Here is a 16,779-nt window from a genome sequence, read left to right as displayed (position 1 = left end):
GCTGCTCCTCAGTAGATCGCGCCGCCGATTTCGACGTCGCTTTCGGGGGACAGGACAACGGTTTCACCGGCGGCATTGGCCGCACCCATGATCAGGATTTCCGACTGGAAACCCGCGATGTTGCGGGGGGCAAAGTTGACGATGCAGACCAGCACCTTGCCCATCAGCTCTTCCTCGGAATAGCGGGTGATCTGGGCCGAGGACCATTTCACGCCGATCTCTCCGCCGAAGTCGACCGCCACCTTGTAGGAGGGGTTGCGGGCACGCGGGAAGGGCTTCACCTCGACGACCTTGCCGACCCGCAGGTCGAGGGCTTCGAAGTTGGAATAGTCTGCGATGGGTTTGGGGGGCGTCGGGGACATGGAGTTCCTTTCGTTCATTCGAGGGCGCGCTGGCGTCGGGCGTTTCAGCTCCGGGGACGGCTGGCAAGTCCGGCGGCGAGGCTGGCGGCAAGCACCACCAGAAGCAAGAGGTAATATGTGTGCAAATGACCGTGCTCCACCAGGGGCGCGATCAGGGCAGGGGCGGCGAACTGGCCGATGTTGATGCCGGTGGTCACGAAACCATAGGTCCGGCCCTGCAGATGCGGCGGCGTGGCGCGGGCCACCAGCAGGTCGCGCGCGGGCAGGATGAAGCCCATGGCGAAGCCGATCATCAGCATGCCTGCCGAATATCCGGGCAGTCCGCCCAGGCCCGACCAGGCCAGGCCCCAGCCCGCCATCGCCAGGATGATGCCGGCGGTGAAGGCCCGGGTTTCGGTCCAGCCCCGGCTGACCAGGGCGCCGCCGGCGATGATCCCCGCCGTGCCCACCAGCAGGTAGATCGACAGCACCGCGTTGAGCTCGGTCAGGCCATAGCCGAAGTGATCGGCCCCGGCCAGGACGGAGAAACTCTGCACACCGCCGGAGACCAGCGAAAACAGCGTGAAGACCAGCAGTTGCAGCAGGATCGCGGGGGTTGCGACTTCCTTCAGTCCGGCCTTGGGGCGGGCGGGGCCATCGCTGCCCTGCGGTGCATCCGCAGGCAGCAGGAACAGCGCCAGCAGGCCCGGCAGGCCCATCACCACGGCCACCAGCAGCGCCGCGCGCCAGCCATAGGCAAAGCCCACCGGCGCCAGCAGGGCAGGGGCCAGGGCAAAGCCGATGTTGCCCGAAAAGCTGTGGACGGAGAAGGCGAAGGCGCGGCGGCTCTTGTCGACGCAGCTGTTCAGCAGGCGGAAGTCGGCCGGATGGTAGACGGCATTGGCCAGGCCGCAGATGCCGAAGGCCAGGGCAAAGCTCCAGTAGCCGGGCGCCAGCGCCGCCCCCAGCAGGGAGGCCAGCGACAGGGCCAGTCCGGCCCGCAGGCAAAGCAGCCCGCCGAAACGGTCCACCGCGACGCCAGCGATGTACTGGGTGGCGGCGGTGATCAGGTTGAAGGCGGCCAGCACGGCGGCGATCACCGGCAGGGTGACGGAGAAATCCGCCCGCAGCAGCGGGAAGAGGGGGGGCAGGGCCAGCATGTAGAGATGGCTCAGCCCGTGGACATAGCCCACGGACCAGACCACCCGGGCCCCGCCGCCCCGGGGGGCGGTGTCGGCAAGGGTCAACGGAAGCGCCTCCCCTCCAGCGCCGCATCCACGGTGGAGATCAGCTCCGCCTCGGCACTGGCCAGCTTCTCGCGGAAGTCGGCGATGTCGCGGGCCTCGTCTTCCATGGCATTGCGGGCGCGGGTCAGCGCCTGCTCCATGGCTTCCGGGCCCGGCCCGCCAAAGGTGTCGCGGCGGCTGACGAAGGCGCGGGCATCCATGCAGCGCGACAGCGTCGCATCGTCCAGCGTCACCTTCAGCGCGCCGTTGCGGCTGGCATAGGCGTTGAAATCATCTGCCGTCACCTCGAAGGGGGGCAGTTCGCGGGCGATGCAGTCGCGCACGAACCCGGCCACCAGCCCGTGGGCCGTGCGCCAGTCGATGCGGTTCTTGCGCACCAGCGCGCCGGCCAGGTCGGTGACCGAGGCCCAGTAGGCATTGGCATGGGCTTCGGCCCGGTCGGCCTCGACCTTCAGCTCCGCCAGCAGCTCGGGCAGGATGTCCAGCCGCTGCTGCACCGCGGTCGCGATGCCGCGCAGCATGCGATCGGAATTGCGCCGCTCGATGATCGGGAAGCCGGTCGGCCCGCGCTCCGTCCCCATGACCATGGTCACCGTGGCCTGCGCCTGCGGCGAGAGGTTGCGCAGATCCTGCAGCCCGTCGGGGTTGCGCTTCTGCGGCATCATCGAAGAGGTGCCGATGAACCAGTCGGGCAGGGTGACCAGCCCGTGTTCCGTGGTGTTCCACATGAACAGGTCCTCTGCCATGCGCGACAGCGTGTAGCACAGGATGTTCAGCAGCGAGGCGAACTCGATTTCCAGGTCATGCGACAGCGCGGCATCGAGCGTGTTCGGCACCACCCCGTCGAAGCCCAGCATTTCCGCCACGCGGCGGCGGTCGATCGGGAACTCGGTCCCCGACATGATCCCGGCGCCCGCGGGGGAATAGTTGCAGCGGGAAATCATCGCGCCCAGCCGCGCCCCGTCGCGCGCCAGCGCATCGTGGAACATCATCGCCCAAAGGGCGAAGGTGATCGGCTGCGCGTGCTGGCCATGGGTATTGCCCGGCATCACGTGATCGACATGGCGTTCCGCGAAATCGACCAGCGCATGGCGCAGGGTCAGCAGGCGTTCGCGCATCTCCAGCAGGGTATGACGCGCGTACATCCTGAACGAGATTGCCGACAGGTCGCCCGAAGACCGCGCAAGCCCGATCGCACCGCCCACGGCCGATCCGTACTGCTGGGTCAGCCAGGCTTCGCCCGCGTGGTTGCCGCCACCGGCGCTGCGGCGGCACTCGCGCATGTCCGATGCCTGCATTTCCCGCAGGCCCGACAGGACCTCCAGCGCGGTCTCGGCGGGCAGGATGCCCCGCTCGCCCAGCATCAGCACATGGGCCAGGTCGTAGGAATGGATGAATTCCGCCGTGTCCTCGACGAAGGCCTCCTTGTAGGCCTCCATGTACTCGGGCGGCGCGGTGCGGCCGGTCTTGCCGGGCTCTTCGCTGGCGGAGATCACGTTGCCCCGCATCTGCTCATTCCGTTCCATGACCGATCAACGCGCTGTATTCGAGGAATTCTTCCAGGCCGTACTTGCCCTGCTCGCGGCCGTTGCCGGACTGCTTGAAGCCGCCGAAAGGCGCGGTGCGGTCCAGCACGGGATAGTTCAGAAGCACGCGCCCGGCCCGCAATTGCCGGCCCACGCGCCTTACCCGTTCAATATTGCTGCCCTGCACGTAAGCCGCAAGGCCGTAGACCGTATCATTGGCGATCCGGACCGCGTCTGCCTCATCCTCGTAAGGAATAAGCACGATCACCGGGCCAAAGATCTCTTCCTGGGCCAGGGTCATCTCCGGGGTGACATGGGCAAAGACGGTGGGCCGGACGTAGGCGCCGGTGTTCAGCCCCTCGGGCAGGCCCAGCCCGCCCGCGGCCAGGTGGCCCCCTTCGGAGATGCCGGTTTCGATATAGCCCTGGATGCGTTCCCATTGCTGCTGGCTGGCGACGGGGCCCAGGTTGACACCTTCCTCGCGCGGCGGGCCGACAACCAGGCTGTCGGCGACGCGGCCGGCGATTTCCGCGGCGGCGTCCATCTGGTCCTTCTGGACCAGCATCCGCGTCGGGGCAGAGCAGGCCTGACCGGAATTCATGAAGCAGGCGCGCACGCCCTTTTCCACGGCCACGTCCAGGTCGGCGTCATCCAGGATGATGTTGGCGGACTTGCCGCCCAGTTCCAGCCCGACACGCTTGACGGTGGTGGCGGCGGCCTGGGTCACGGCGATGCCCGCGCGGGTGGACCCGGTGAAGCTGATCATGTCGATGCCGGGATGTTTCGACATCGCGTCGCCCACGCCCGGCCCGTCGCCGTGCACCAGGTTGAACATGCCGGCCGGCACGCCAGCTTCGTCCATGATCTCCGCGATGATGGTCGCGTTGCCCGGCGCGATCTCCGAGGGTTTCAGGATCGTGGCGCAGCCGGCGCCCAGGGCCGGGGCCACCTTGATGACGATCTGGTTGATCGGCACGTTCCACGGCGTGATCAGCCCCGCCACGCCGATCGGCACCCGGGTGACCAGGGTGTCGCCCTGCATCCAGTCGAAGGGGAACTTCTCCATCTCTTCGCACAGGATCCGGATATGCGCGGCCCCGGCGGCGGCATGACCCTTGCGCGAATACCACAGCGGCACGCCGATCTCGTCGGTGATGACCTGCGCCAGGTCCTCTTCGCGCTTTTCCATCACGTCGGCGATGCGATGCAGCAGCGCGATCCGCTCTTCCAGAGGCGCAAGGCCGCGGTCGAAAGCGGCGCGGGCGGCCTTCACCGCACGATCCACGTCTTCCGCAGATCCCAGGGCAACGCGGCCGGTGACACTGCCGTCGGCGGGATTCAGAACGTCGACCACCCGGGCCGAAAGCGGCTCAACCCATTGGCCATCAATATAGAATCTCGTCTGATCCATGCGTCTTCCTTCCGTGTCGGGCCCGTGCCGGGCATATGGGGCTAGCCTAGGGATAGCCCGCCCCGGGCAGGGAGATTCTTCGAATTGCGGGGCGAGAAAGGTGGATTCCACCGCACGACCCGTCGTTTTCGTGAATTTCTGTCGCGCCCCCCGGCCCATGCTCATCCCATCAGCCCGGGCGCTGAACAAACGATGACAAGCCCGCCCAACACGGAGACCCAGAATGACCGATTTCGAGACTCCCCGCCTGTCCGCGCGTGACATGGCACGGATGCAGCAAACCATGAAACGCGGCGCCTCCCGCCGTGACGTCATGAAGATGCTCGTCGCCTCCGGTATGACCATTGCCGCCGCAGGGTATGCGGCCACCCGCGCCACCACCGCGTATGCTGCCACGCCGATCCGCGGTGGCGACCTGCGCGTTGCAGGCTCCTCCGCTTCCACGGCAGAGGGTCTCGACCCGGCCAAGTTCCGCAACGGGACCGACTATTCCCGCGGCTTCATGTTCTACAACGGCCTGACCTTCCTCGACGGCGCCCTGACGCCGCAGCCGGAACTGGCCACCGACTGGTCCACCTCCAACGGCACCGACTGGGTCTTCAACCTGCGCAAGGGCGTCACCTTCCACGACGGCACGCCCTTCACCTCCGCCGATGCGGTCTTCTCGATCCTGCGCCACAAGGATCCCGAAACGGCCTCCCGCGCGAAATCCTACGTCGCCTCGATCCAGGACGTGGTCGCCGACGGCGAATACGCCATCAAGATCACCCTGTCGGAACCCAACTACGACCTGCCGGTGATCCTCGGCACCTTCAACCTGCTGATCACCAAGGCCGACACCACCGACTTCAACAGCGGCATCGGCACCGGCCCCTACAAGCTGGAAGAGTTCGAACCCGGCGTCCGCTCCCTTGCCGTGCGCAACGACGACTACTGGAAGGACGGCAAGCAGCACGTCGACACCGTCGAATTCTTCGGCCTGACCGACGAAAGCTCCCGCCTGAACGCCCTGCGCGCCGGTGAATTCCACCTGACCACGGGCATCAACCCGCGCTCCACCCCGCTGATCCAGCGCGAGAAGAACATCGAGCTCTTCGTGACCAAGTCCGGTACCTTCTCGGACCTGATCATGCAGAAGACCGACAGCACCGTCGGCTCCGACGACTTCGCCCTGGGCATGAAGTACCTGCTGCAGCGTGAAACCATCCAGGGCTCGATCTACCGCGACTTCGCCTCCATCGCGAACGACCAGCCGATCGCCCCGACGATGAAGTACTACGACGACAGCATCGAGCAGCGCGAATATGATCCCGAAAAGGCCAAGTACCACCTGGAAAAGGCCGGTGTCATCGGCTCCACCGTGCCGCTGATCGCCTCCGCGGGCATCGCCAACACGCTGGACATCGCCCTGATCCTCCAGCAGGCCGCGAAAGAGATCAACGTCGACATCGACGTGCAGCGGGTCCCCGTTGACGGCTACTGGTCCAACGTCTGGATGAAGGTGCCCTTCGGCTTCGGCACGATCACCCAGCGTCCGACCGCCGACATGATCTTCTCCCTCTGCTACGCCTCCACCGGCGCCTACAACTCCTCCAAGTGGGAAAATGCCCAGTTCGACCAGATGCTGCTGCAGGCACGGGTCGAAACCGACGAGGAAAAACGTGCGGCGCTCTATTCGGACATGCAGCAGCTTGTCCGCGACGAAGCCGGCACCGGCATCCCGGTGTTCTTCTCGAACATCGACGCCCACTCCACCTCGCTCAAGGGTCTCGAACCCATCCCGACGGGGAACATGATGGGCTACGCCTTTGCCGAAAACGTATGGATCGAGGAATGATTCAACTCCTACTGAAACGACTTGTCCTGGGGGTCCTGACCCTCTGGCTCGTGGCGACGCTGGTCTTCTGGGTCAGCGGCGCCCTCCCCGGGGATGCGGCACAGACGCTCCTCGGGCAGGATGCGACGCCCGAAACTCTGGCTGCCCTGCGCAGCCAGATGGGCCTCGATCAGCCTGAAATCGTGCGCTACCTGAAGTGGCTGAAGGGCATCCTTCACGGTGACTTCGGCGTCTCGCTGGCCAATGGCATGCCGGTGAACGAGGTCATCGCCTCCCGCCTGCCGAACTCCCTGCTGCTGGCCGGGCTTTCCACCCTGGTGGCAATCCCCGTTTCGCTGCTCCTGGGCATCGTTTCCGCGATGAAGCCGAACTCGGTCTTCGACCGGCTGACGACCTTCCTGTCGATCCTTGCGCTGTCCACGCCGTCCTTCCTGATCGCCACGATCATCGTGCTGATCCTGTCGGTCTGGTCCGGCCTCTTCCCGGCGCTGTCCAACATCAACCGGGTGGATTCGATCGGTGGCCTCTTCCGTGTGATGACCCTGCCGGTGCTGGCCCTGTCGCTTTCGGTGATCGGCCAGATGGCCCGGATGACCCGCGCCATCCTGATCACCCAGCTGCAGGAACCCTACGTGGAAACCGCCATGCTGAAGGGGGCCTCGCGCCTGCGGGCCACGGTCTTCCACGCGCTGCCCAACGTGGCGGGCCCCATCGTCAACGCCTCGGCCCTGTCGCTGAACGCGCTGATCTCCGGTGTGGTCTTCGTCGAGGTGATCTTTGCCTACCCGGGCCTGACCAAGCTGATGGTCGACAGCGTCTCGACCCGCGATCTGCCGCTGATGCAGGCCTGTGCCGTCATCTTCTGCGCCGGGTTCCTGGTGCTCGTCCTGATCGCTGACATCATCGCCATTCTCGCCAACCCGAAGCTGAGGACCGAATGACCATGGAAACCACCTCCGCACCCGTCGTCCAGCGCCGTCGGCCGCGCCTGCCCAACTGGCCGGTCCTGTCGCTGGTGGGCGCGGTGATCTTCCTCTTCTGGGTCTTCATCGCCGTCTTCGGCGACTGGCTGACCCCCTACGACCCCGGCGAATTCGTCGACAGCTGGAACGTCCTGGGTCCGATGACCGGCGACTACTGGCTGGGCACCGACTACCTTGGCCGCGATGTCGTCTCCCGCATCATGACGGGGGCCAAGTACACCGTCGGCCTGCCCTTCGTGACCGCGGCGCTGGCGCTGTTCTTCGGCCTGATCCTGGGGGTCATGGCGACGCTGCTGTCCAAGCGGATCGACACGGCACTGTCCTGGCTGATGGATACGGTGAACTCCCTGCCGTCCACCATCTTCGCGCTGGTGGCCGTGGCGGGCTTCGGTACCTCCATCCCGGTGCTGATCATCGTGATCACCATCCTCTACATCCCCTCCGCCTACCGCAACGTGCGCTCCGCCGCGATCAACGTGTCGAAGATGGATTTCATCGACGCCGCCCGCGTCCGGGGGGAGGGCAACATGCACATCATCTTCCGGGAAATCCTGCCGAACATCATCCCCAACCTGATGACCCACTTCGGCATCATGTTCATCTACATCGCGCTGCTGCTGTCGGGCCTGTCGTTCCTGGGCCTGGGCATCCAGCCGCCCGAAGCGGACTGGGGTGCGCTGGTGTCGGAAAACATGGTGGGCCTCAGCTACGGCGCGCCCGCGATCTTCGCCCCGGCGATCTGCCTGCTTTCGCTGACGATCTCCATGACGCTGATGGTCGATGCCGTCTCCCACCAGAAGAAGGACCGCTGAGATGACCACCCAGACGAGTGAAAACTTCATCGAGGTAGAGAACCTGGTGATCGAGGCCGGTGGCCGCCGCATCGTCAACGACGTGTCCTTCTCCGCCAAGAAGGGCGAGGTGATCGCCCTGATCGGCGAAAGTGGCTCCGGCAAGTCCACGATCGCGCTGTCGCTGATGAACTACGCCCGCTCGGGCTGTGCCATCACCGGCGGATCCATCAAGATCGGCGGCCGCGACGTGCGGCAGCTGAAGGGCGCCGCCCTGAAGGATTTCCGCGGCAAGACGGTGTCCTACGTGGCCCAGTCCGCCGCCGCCGCCTTCAACCCGGTGAAGCGGATCAAGAACCAGATCGTCGAAGCCGCGACGCTGCACAACTCCATGTCGAAGGCCGATGCCTTCGCGCGGCAGAAGGAGCTGATGCACACCATGGCGCTGCCCGATGCGGACAACATCGGTGACCGCTACGTGCACCAGGTCTCTGGCGGGCAGCTGCAGCGCATGATGGCGGCCATGGCGATGATCAACACCCCCGAGGTGATGATCTTCGACGAACCCACCACCGCGCTGGACGTGACCACCCAGGTCGAGGTGCTGAAAGCCTTCAAGGACATGATCCGCGAACGCGGCGTGACGGCGATCTACGTCTCCCACGACCTGGGCGTCGTGGCGCAGGTGGCCGACCGCATACTCGTGCTGCGCGATGGCGAGGCGATGGAAAACGCCCCGGCCGAACAGCTGCTGAACCGGCCCCAGTCGGCCTTCACCAAGGAGCTGCTCCAGGCCTCCGAACCGCGCCTGCTCGATCTGCAGGACGGGCCGGAACATGGCTATGTCCTTGGCGCGCAAGGGGTTCTGGCGGGCTACGGCACGATCAAGGACGGGCAGCCGCAGTACCCGGTGCTGCACGACATCTCCTTCCGCATCAAGCAGGGGCAGACCCTGGGCCTGATCGGCGAGTCGGGCTCCGGCAAGTCGACGCTGGGCCGCGTGCTGGCGGGTCTGCTGCCCGCCGCGCAGGGCGTGGCAAAGCTCGACGGGCGCGATCTGGATCTTCAGGACGCCTCCAAGCGGCGCAAGCAGGACCGCCAGGACCTGCAGATCGTCTTCCAGATGGCCGATACCGCGCTCAACCCGCGCCAGTCCAACGCCGACATTCTCGGTCGCCCGCTGAAGTTCTACCACGGCATGACCGGAGAGGCGCGGCGCAAGCGCGTGCTGGAACTGCTGGACATGGTCCGCCTGCCGGCCTCGCTCGCCGACCGCTCCCCGCGCGAACTCTCGGGCGGGCAGAAGCAGCGGATCAACCTGGCCCGTGCGCTCGCCGCCAACCCCAAGGTGGTGATCTGCGACGAGGTGACCTCGGCCCTCGATACGGTGGTCGCCAACGCCGTCGTGGAACTTCTGGTCGAACTGCAGCGTGAACTGGGCCTGTCCTACCTCTTCATCTCCCACGACCTCGGCAAGGTCGAGGCGATGTGCAACGAGGTCATGGTCCTCTTCAAGGGACGGGAGGTCGAACGGGCCCCCCGCGACCGGCTGACCGCCGCGCCGGAACATCCCTACACGCAACAACTTGTCGCCGCCGTGCCGCAGCTTCGCCAGGGCTGGCTGGAAGAGGTCACCGCCGCTTCCGCCTCCGGCTCCCAGCTGTACCGCGCCGGCCAATGACTTGGCGGGCGGACCGCAAGGGCCCGCCTGCACCCCGCATATCCCCATGGAGAGCAAGATGAACACTCAAGTCAAACCGGCCCAGATGCGTACTCGGGATCCGCTGCTGACCGAGTTCAAGCTGAAACACCTCACGATGCGCAACCGCATCATTTCGACCAGCCACGCGGCCACGGCCGGCGGCGGCGGTTACCCGCGGGAACAATACCAGGCCTATCATGAAGAAAAGGCCAAGGGTGGCCTTGCCATGACCATGATCGGCGGCTCGTCGCAGGTTTCGCCCGACAGCAACTGGGGCGGCAACCAGATGGATGTCTCCCATGACGACGCCATCCCCTACCTGCAGCAGATGTCGGAACGCGTGCACAAGCACGGTGCCCACATCATGTGCCAGATCTCCCACCTGGGCCGCCGTGCCGATGCCACGGTCAGCCAGTGGTTGCCCGCAATGGGCCCCTCGCGGATGCGCGAAATGCGCCACCGCGCCATCGCGCACGAGATGGATGAACACGACATTCACCGCATCATCCGCGATTACACCAATGCCGCGCGGCGCCTGAAGGAAGGCGGCTTCGACGGTCTGGAAACGCTGGCGGGCGGTCACCTGATCGGCCAGTTCTTCTCTCCGCTGACCAACCACCGTACCGACAAGTGGGGCGGCTCGCTGAAGAACCGCATGCGTTTCGCGCTGGAACTGCACGACAGCATCCGCGCCGAAGTGGGCGACGATTTCGTCGTCGGCATGCGCTACGTGGTCGACGAAGGCGACAACATCGGCCTGTCGTTCGAGGAATGCGTCGAAATCGCCACCATCCTGCAGGATGAAACCTCGATCGACTTCTTCAACTGCATCTTCGGCAAGATGGACACCGGCAAGGCGCTGGTGGAACACAACATCCCGAACATGGCACAGCCCTCCGCGCCCTTCCTCAAGATCGTGGGCGAGTTCAAGAAGCACGTGAAGCTGCCGGTCTTCCACGCCGCGCGCATCGCCGATCTGGAAACCGCGCGCTACGCGATCTCCGAAGGGCTGCTGGACCTCGTCGGCATGACCCGCGCCCATATCGCCGACCCCTACATCGTCAAGAAGCTGGAACAGGGTGAAGCCGACCGGATCCGCCCCTGCATCGGCACCTCGCACTGCCTCTACCGTCTGGGCAACTGCATCCACAACGTCTCCACCAACCGCGAATTCAAGCTGCCGCACATCGTGCCGCCGGCGCAGGTGAAGAAGAAATGCGTCGTCGTGGGCGCAGGTCCCGCCGGGCTGGAAGCGGCCCGCGTGCTGGGTGAACGCGGCCACGAGGTCGTCCTGTTCGAAGCCGCGCCCAAGGTCGGTGGCCAGATCCTGCTGGCGCAGCTGGCCGGCTGGCGCCGCGACCTGATCGCCATCGTCGACTGGCGCGAGGCAGAGCTGGAGCACCTGGGCGTCACCGTCCGCACCAACACCTTCGCCGATGATGAAACCATCGCGGCCGAAAACCCCGACGTGGTCATCATGGCCACCGGCGGCCTGCCGGACACCAATGTGCCCGAGGGCGGCGAAGAGCTGGTGAAATCCACCTGGGACGCCCTGAACGAACCGCAGACCGTGGGCAAGCGCGTCCTCGTCGTCGATGGCACCGGCCGCCACCAGGGCCCCTCCACCGCGCTGACCCTGGCCGAACTCGGCCACGAGGTGACGCTGACCACCATGGACGAGTTCATGGCGCAGGAGATGGAATACCAGTCCCGCGTCACCTACCGGAAGAAGCTGGCGGAACTGCACGCAAAGGTCGACATCGACATGGAGATCATGAAGGTCGAACGCGCCGGCAACGGGCTGAAGGCCACCATGATGCACATGCTCACCGGCGAACGCTTCGAATACGAGGTGGACGACGTGATCGTCGATCACGGCTCCATCCCCTTCGATGAGCTCTACCAGGAAATGCGTGGCGGCACCGTCAACAACGGCGAAACCCACCTGGATCAGCTGCTGGCGCTGGAACCCCAGCCGCAGCAGCCCGAAGAGCAGGGCAAGGGCTACGTCATGTACAACATCGGCGATGCCGTGGCCTCCCGCTCGATCCACGCGTCGATCTACGATGCCTTCCGGCTCTGCCTCGTCATCTAATCTCGTGATCTAAGGATAGAAAAATGCTCACGAACTCCCTTGGTCGCACGGACCGCCTGAACTGGGTCCACCCCGTTTCCCAATGGGCCGGCAAGTCCGAAGAAGGCCCGCTGATCTTCGACAAGGCTGAAGGCCTCTGGCTGACCGACACCCACGGCAAGCAATACCTCGACGGTTTCGCGGGCCTGTGGTGCGTCAACGCAGGCTACGGTCAGAAGACCGTGGTCGAGGCCGCCATGGCGCAGATGGAAAAGCTGCCCTATGCCACCGGCTACTTCGACTTCGCCTCCGAAGCGGCGATCCGCATGGCCGAAAAGGTGGCCGAGCTGACGCCCGGTGACCTGAACCACGTCTACTTCTCCCTCGGTGGCTCCGACGCGGTCGACAGCGCCCTGCGCTTCATCGACTACTACTGGACGGCCAAGGGCCAGCCGGCGCGCAAGCACATCATCTCGCTGGAAAAGGGCTATCACGGCTCTTCCTCCACCGGGGCAGGGGTCACCGGCCTGGCGCCCTTCCACGCGGGCTTCTCGGTTCCCACCGCGACCCAGCACCACATCCCGGCTCCCGGTCCCTACCGGTCCGAGGATCCCTCCGACGCCGCCGTCATCGCGGCCTCCGTCCAGGCGCTGAAGGACCGGGTGCAGGCGCTCGGCGCGGGCACCGTCGCGGCCTTCTTCGCGGAACCCGTCCAGGGCTCCGGCGGGGTCATCGTGCAGCCGCACGGCTGGCTGAAGGCCATGCGTGAGGCCTGCGATGAACTCGACATCCTCTTCGTCGTGGACGAGGTCATCACCGGCTTCGGCCGCACCGGCAAGATGTTCGCCCAGGAACACGAAGGCGTTCAGGCCGACATCATGACCATGGCCAAGGGCCTGACCTCGGGCTACTCGCCCATGGGCGCCTGCGTGCTCTCCGACAAGGTCTTCGACGGCATCTCCGCAGGCAACGTCACCGTCGGCCACGGCTACACCTACTCCGGTCACCCGGTCTCCGCCGCTGTCGGTCTCGAAGTCATCCGCCTCTACCAGGAGGGCGGGATCCTGGCGAATGCCGAAGCACAGTCGCCCTACTTCATGGAAGCGCTGAAGCGTCTGTCGGATCACCCGCTGGTCGGTGACATCCGCGGCCTGGGCCTGCTGGCCGCCGTGGAAATCGTCACCGACAAGGACAAGAAGACCCCCTTCGCCGCAGACAGCGGCATCTCCCCCAAGCTCTTCAAGGAGATGCTCTCCAACGGCCTGATCGCGCGCTGCTTCAACGACGGCACGATCGGTCTTGCACCCGCCCTGACGATCTCTAGCAATGAGATTGACCTGATCGTCGATCGCATCGAAACCAGCCTTAACGCCATCAACGTCTGAGCCAAAGCCTGCTGAAGGACACTCAAATGAACCTCTCCGACTACAAGATCCTGACCTTCGACGTCTACGGAACGCTGATCGACTGGGAATCCGGCATGATCGCGGGCCTCGCGCCCCTGACCGCGCAGCTGAAAGAGCCCAAGACCCGCGACCAGATCCTCGAAGCGCACGCCTACCACGAAAGCACCCAGCAGCGCTGGACCCCGGCGATGCCCTACCGCCGCCTGCTGGCCACCGTCTACCGTCGCCTGGCGGAAGAATGGGACATCCCCGTCACCTGGGAAGAATGCCAGGTCTACGGCGACAGCGTGAAGAACTGGCCCGCCTTCGAAGATTCCGCAGGCGCGCTGCAGTACCTGCAGAAGTACTTCAAGCTCTGCGTGCTCTCCAACGTCGATGCACAATCGTTCAAATACTCGAATGACAAGCTGGGCGTGACCTTCGACCACGTGTATACCGCAGAGGACGTCGGCTCCTACAAGCCCTCCGACCGCAACTTCGACTACATGATCGAACACCTGGCCCGCGTCGGCATCGAGAAGAAGGACATTCTTCACACCGCCGAGTCCATGTTCCACGATCACCAGCCGGCCAACCGCCACGGCCTGACCTCGGCCTGGATCTACCGCCGCCACGACAAGGAAGGCTTCGGCGCCACGATGAACCCGGGCGAAATGCCCAAGTACGATTTCCGCTTCAATTCCATGGCGGACCTGGTGGCAGCCCACCAGAAATCCCTGCGTCAGGCATCCTGACGTCCCTGCGACCACTGTTGAAGAGTAGCCCCGCGTGTCATTGAAACTGGACAGGATCGACATCAACATCCTCAGCGAGTTGATGAAGAACGGCCGTATCTCGAACGTCCGCCTTTCCGAGCACGTGGGGCTCTCCGCCTCGCCGTGTCTCCAGCGCATCAAGCGGATGGAAGCGGCGGGCATCATCACCGGCTATGGTGCCTTCCTCGACCTGTCGAAGGTGTCCCAGACGGTGACGGTGTTCACGGAATTCACGCTCTCCGATCACCGCAGGGAGCTGTTTTCCCGGTTCGAACAGGAAATGGCGCGGATCGCCCAGGTGACGGAATGTCACCTGATCTCCGGCGGCTACGACTACCTGGTGAAGTTCACGGCCCGCGGGGTCGCGGATTACCAGGAAATCATCGACAGCCTGCTGGACCGCAACCTCGGGATTTCGCAGTACTTCAGCTACATCGTCATCAAGTCGCCGATCCAGAAGCACGCGCTTCCGCTCGAAGACCTGATGTGATCCGCCCTGGCGGTGCCTCGATGGGGCACCCCGGACGGGGATGTGAAAGGGGCCCGCCAGCCGGCGGGCCCCTTCGTCGTTTCAGGACCCCCGTTGCTCAGGGGCCTGTCATTCAGGGTCCCGGATCACTCTGCCGAAAGCGCCGCTGCGGCAGCTTCGGCCACCGGGGTGTCGATGGCACCATCCGGCGTCGACACGCCCACACCGCCCAGGAAGGCACCATCCAGGGTCAGCGGCATGCCGCCCGGCATCGGCGCCAGGTCCGGCACGCCGAGCAGGTTCTGCGCCCCGTCCTGGTTCAGCATGTTCATGAAATCGTCGGTCTTGGCGTTGAACATCGCCGCCGTCTTCGCCTTGTGAATGGCAGAGGCATCGCAGCTGGCATAGGCGCCCTGCTGGCGTTCGAAGAAGATGATCGCGCCATCCGCATTGGCCACGGCGACACAGCCCTTCACGCCGTTCTCCTCCATCGCGGCTTCGGCGGCGCTGACCACCTGTGCGACGTCCTGGTCCTCCAGCACCGGCTGGGTGGTCACGGCACCTGCCTGGGTGGCAAGGGCCTGGGTGGCAAGCGCCAGCGCGGCGGGCAGGGCAAGGCTGAGGGTCTTCATGGGGATACTCCTGTAGTCATGTCTCCGGTCACGCGGTGGGAGCGCTCCCGGATCCCTCAGGGTAGCCTCCCGCACCCTCGCGGCAAGCAAGTCCAGGTTCGTGGGCGGTTGCATGCCGAAGCAGCGCAAAACATGAAGCGTGATAATGGCCTAGGGCCTATTCGCACCAGAAGCTCGGTTTTCTGAAGCCGTCCACAACATAGGTGTCAGCGACAGGTTTCGCAGTAAGCGTATAGAGACAGCTGTTGCTATAGGGAATGTAACTTGTCGTGGTCGTCGAGACCGTCGCAACGCCTGAAGGCCCGTAGAATGTCGAAGAGGAGGGAGATGAAATCGGCATGATGCCGGTGTCCTCAATCCTCCATTGAAAGGCCTTTCTTCCATCTCCGAGCTCTACGACATGCGTTGGTGGTCCATAGTCGAGCATCGGTTCTTGGATTGGCTTGCCCACATAGCCCTCCATTATGGCGCTGGCACATCCGGAAAGGAACAGGATGCCAAGCAACGGTGCGGTGAAAGGGCGTAGTCTTTTGCAGTTCATTCTGAGCAATTCAAAGTCTTCCGTTCTGTACAATGCAGTCAGGAATCCTCTGGTATATTTCGATGGTAAAGCAAGGCGGGCGCGACTGCTCGCGACCTTAGTCGTAGCCACTTCCCAGCCGGACGCGCCCTTGCTAGGCTTTCCCGATCACCCTTCAGGAGGTTCCCATGGCAGGCGGCTGGGCGCGCGATGGCGCGGTGAGCGAACAGATCGAAGCCTCGATCAGTGATGAGCTGAAGCGCATGCAGGCCCGCAAGGGGCCGCAGGGCGAAAGCCTGACCCATTGCGCCGAATGCGAGGAACCCATCCCCGAAGCGCGCCGCAAGGCGATCCCCGGGGTGAAGCTCTGCATCGACTGCCAGGCCGAACGCGATGGCCGGACCGCGCAGCGTGGGGGCATCAACCGGCGCGGATCCAAGGACAGCCAGCTGAAATGATCCCCCGGCCCGGGACGGGGCCGGACATGACAGGACCCCCGGCATCTCTGCCGGGGGTCCGTTGCCTGCTGCTGCCTCGGGGGAACCTCAGTAGGTGCCGCGGGTGATGATCACGCCCGGGGTGATGGGGCGGATCTGGCCGGGCAGGCCGGTGTAGCCGTAGTTGGTGTAATGGCCGTTGTTGTATTCCCGGCGATGCCGCTGTGCCTCGGCCGCGGACTGGCGGTTGGCGCAGACCTGGTCGTAGTGGCCGGACTGGGCGTTGTAGCAGATGTCGTACCACCGGGCAGAAGCCTCCTGCGGGGCGGCGAAAGTGGTTGCGAAAGCTGCGGCACCGAGGGCGGCAAGAACGAGGTTTTTCATGTGTCACCTTTTGGGTTGGCACGGCTCACTTCCGTGCGGGGCTTTGGGAAAATTTCGTTGTATTCCGTTGTCTTGAGAAAGACTTGGCGCCTGGCAGGCGGCATTGCAAGCGCCGCGGGCGCCCCGGACGGAGTGTGACTGCCTTTGTCATCCAGGCCCCCCGGAATGGCCCCCGGATGGCCCGTTCGGGCGGGTTTCGCAGCCCTGTGGCGGGCCTGATTGCGGAGCAGGCGGGCGGACATGAAAAGGGCCCGCGCCGGGGGC

Annotated in this window: 15 protein-coding genes; 9 read left to right on the top strand and 6 right to left on the bottom strand. The window is 65.0% G+C overall.

Going from position 1 to position 16,779, the window contains the following annotated elements:
* Nucleotides 1–8 precede the first annotated feature (8 nt).
* Genes AC2IR1_RS18265 through AC2IR1_RS18250 form a run of 4 tightly spaced genes read right to left on the bottom strand, consistent with a single transcriptional unit; the run spans nucleotide 9 to nucleotide 4,525 of the window.
* Nucleotides 9–362 (bottom strand): tRNA-binding protein, encoded by a 354-nt coding sequence (locus AC2IR1_RS18265; RefSeq protein WP_486473400.1) that lies wholly within the window; start codon nucleotides 360–362, stop codon nucleotides 9–11.
* Nucleotides 363–406: 44 nt separating this feature from the next.
* Nucleotides 407–1,588: an MFS transporter gene (locus tag AC2IR1_RS18260; RefSeq protein WP_486473399.1), complete on the bottom strand. Its 1,182-nt coding sequence runs from the start codon at nucleotides 1,586–1,588 to the stop codon at nucleotides 407–409.
* Nucleotides 1,585–3,114: an argininosuccinate lyase gene (locus AC2IR1_RS18255; RefSeq protein ID WP_486473398.1), complete on the bottom strand. Its 1,530-nt coding sequence runs from the start codon at nucleotides 3,112–3,114 to the stop codon at nucleotides 1,585–1,587. The genes AC2IR1_RS18260 and AC2IR1_RS18255 overlap by 4 nt, the downstream gene beginning before the upstream one ends.
* Nucleotides 3,101–4,525 carry an aldehyde dehydrogenase family protein gene (locus tag AC2IR1_RS18250; protein WP_486473397.1) on the bottom strand — a complete coding sequence of 475 codons (1,425 nt, stop codon included), beginning with the start codon at nucleotides 4,523–4,525 and terminating at the stop codon, nucleotides 3,101–3,103. The genes AC2IR1_RS18255 and AC2IR1_RS18250 overlap by 14 nt, the downstream gene beginning before the upstream one ends.
* 223 nt (nucleotides 4,526–4,748) lie before the next feature.
* Between AC2IR1_RS18250 and AC2IR1_RS18245 the strand changes: the two genes are divergently transcribed.
* From AC2IR1_RS18245 to AC2IR1_RS18210, 8 genes are read left to right on the top strand one after another with little or no spacing between them, the layout of a single operon-like run.
* Entirely contained in the window at nucleotides 4,749–6,362 is a 1,614-nt protein-coding gene (locus AC2IR1_RS18245; RefSeq protein WP_486473396.1) for an ABC transporter substrate-binding protein, read from the top strand.
* Nucleotides 6,359–7,303: an ABC transporter permease gene (locus AC2IR1_RS18240; protein ID WP_486473395.1), complete on the top strand. Its 945-nt coding sequence runs from the start codon at nucleotides 6,359–6,361 to the stop codon at nucleotides 7,301–7,303. The genes AC2IR1_RS18245 and AC2IR1_RS18240 overlap by 4 nt, the downstream gene beginning before the upstream one ends.
* Nucleotides 7,300–8,157, top strand: a complete 858-nt coding sequence (locus AC2IR1_RS18235) for an ABC transporter permease (RefSeq protein WP_486473394.1) — start codon at nucleotides 7,300–7,302, stop codon at nucleotides 8,155–8,157. Before AC2IR1_RS18240 ends, AC2IR1_RS18235 begins: the two co-directional genes overlap by 4 nt.
* Nucleotide 8,158: 1 nt before the next feature.
* Complete coding sequence (locus AC2IR1_RS18230) at nucleotides 8,159–9,817, top strand: ABC transporter ATP-binding protein (RefSeq protein ID WP_486473393.1); 1,659 nt, start codon at nucleotides 8,159–8,161, stop codon at nucleotides 9,815–9,817.
* 58 nt (nucleotides 9,818–9,875) lie between these two features.
* Complete coding sequence (locus tag AC2IR1_RS18225; protein WP_486473392.1) at nucleotides 9,876–11,933, top strand: oxidoreductase; 2,058 nt, start codon at nucleotides 9,876–9,878, stop codon at nucleotides 11,931–11,933.
* A 23-nt stretch (nucleotides 11,934–11,956) separates the two neighbouring features.
* Nucleotides 11,957–13,297, top strand: a complete 1,341-nt coding sequence (locus AC2IR1_RS18220) for an aminotransferase class III-fold pyridoxal phosphate-dependent enzyme (protein WP_486473391.1) — start codon at nucleotides 11,957–11,959, stop codon at nucleotides 13,295–13,297.
* 26 nt (nucleotides 13,298–13,323) lie between these two features.
* On the top strand, nucleotides 13,324–14,052 hold the full coding sequence (locus AC2IR1_RS18215; protein WP_486473390.1) for a haloacid dehalogenase type II: 729 nt from the start codon (nucleotides 13,324–13,326) through the stop codon (nucleotides 14,050–14,052).
* Between the two features lie 34 nt (nucleotides 14,053–14,086).
* Nucleotides 14,087–14,563 carry an Lrp/AsnC family transcriptional regulator gene (locus AC2IR1_RS18210; RefSeq protein ID WP_486473389.1) on the top strand — a complete coding sequence of 159 codons (477 nt, stop codon included), beginning with the start codon at nucleotides 14,087–14,089 and terminating at the stop codon, nucleotides 14,561–14,563.
* A 125-nt stretch (nucleotides 14,564–14,688) separates the two neighbouring features.
* Here AC2IR1_RS18210 and AC2IR1_RS18205 read toward each other — a convergent pair whose 3' ends face one another.
* Nucleotides 14,689–15,174: a GlcG/HbpS family heme-binding protein gene (locus AC2IR1_RS18205; RefSeq protein ID WP_486473388.1), complete on the bottom strand. Its 486-nt coding sequence runs from the start codon at nucleotides 15,172–15,174 to the stop codon at nucleotides 14,689–14,691.
* Between the two features lie 708 nt (nucleotides 15,175–15,882).
* Between AC2IR1_RS18205 and AC2IR1_RS18200 the strand changes: the two genes are divergently transcribed.
* The gene (locus AC2IR1_RS18200; protein ID WP_486473387.1) at nucleotides 15,883–16,152 is read left to right on the top strand and encodes a DksA/TraR family C4-type zinc finger protein; all 270 of its coding nucleotides are present in this window, start codon (nucleotides 15,883–15,885) and stop codon (nucleotides 16,150–16,152) included.
* A gap of 87 nt (nucleotides 16,153–16,239) precedes the next feature.
* Here AC2IR1_RS18200 and AC2IR1_RS18195 read toward each other — a convergent pair whose 3' ends face one another.
* Nucleotides 16,240–16,515 (bottom strand): hypothetical protein, encoded by a 276-nt coding sequence (locus tag AC2IR1_RS18195; RefSeq protein ID WP_486473386.1) that lies wholly within the window; start codon nucleotides 16,513–16,515, stop codon nucleotides 16,240–16,242.
* Between the last annotated feature and the right edge of the window lie 264 nt (nucleotides 16,516–16,779).

It is taken from the genome of Pseudooceanicola sp. NS-SX8 (assembly GCF_057380755.1).
This window is presented reverse-complemented; position numbering and strand designations above follow the sequence as displayed.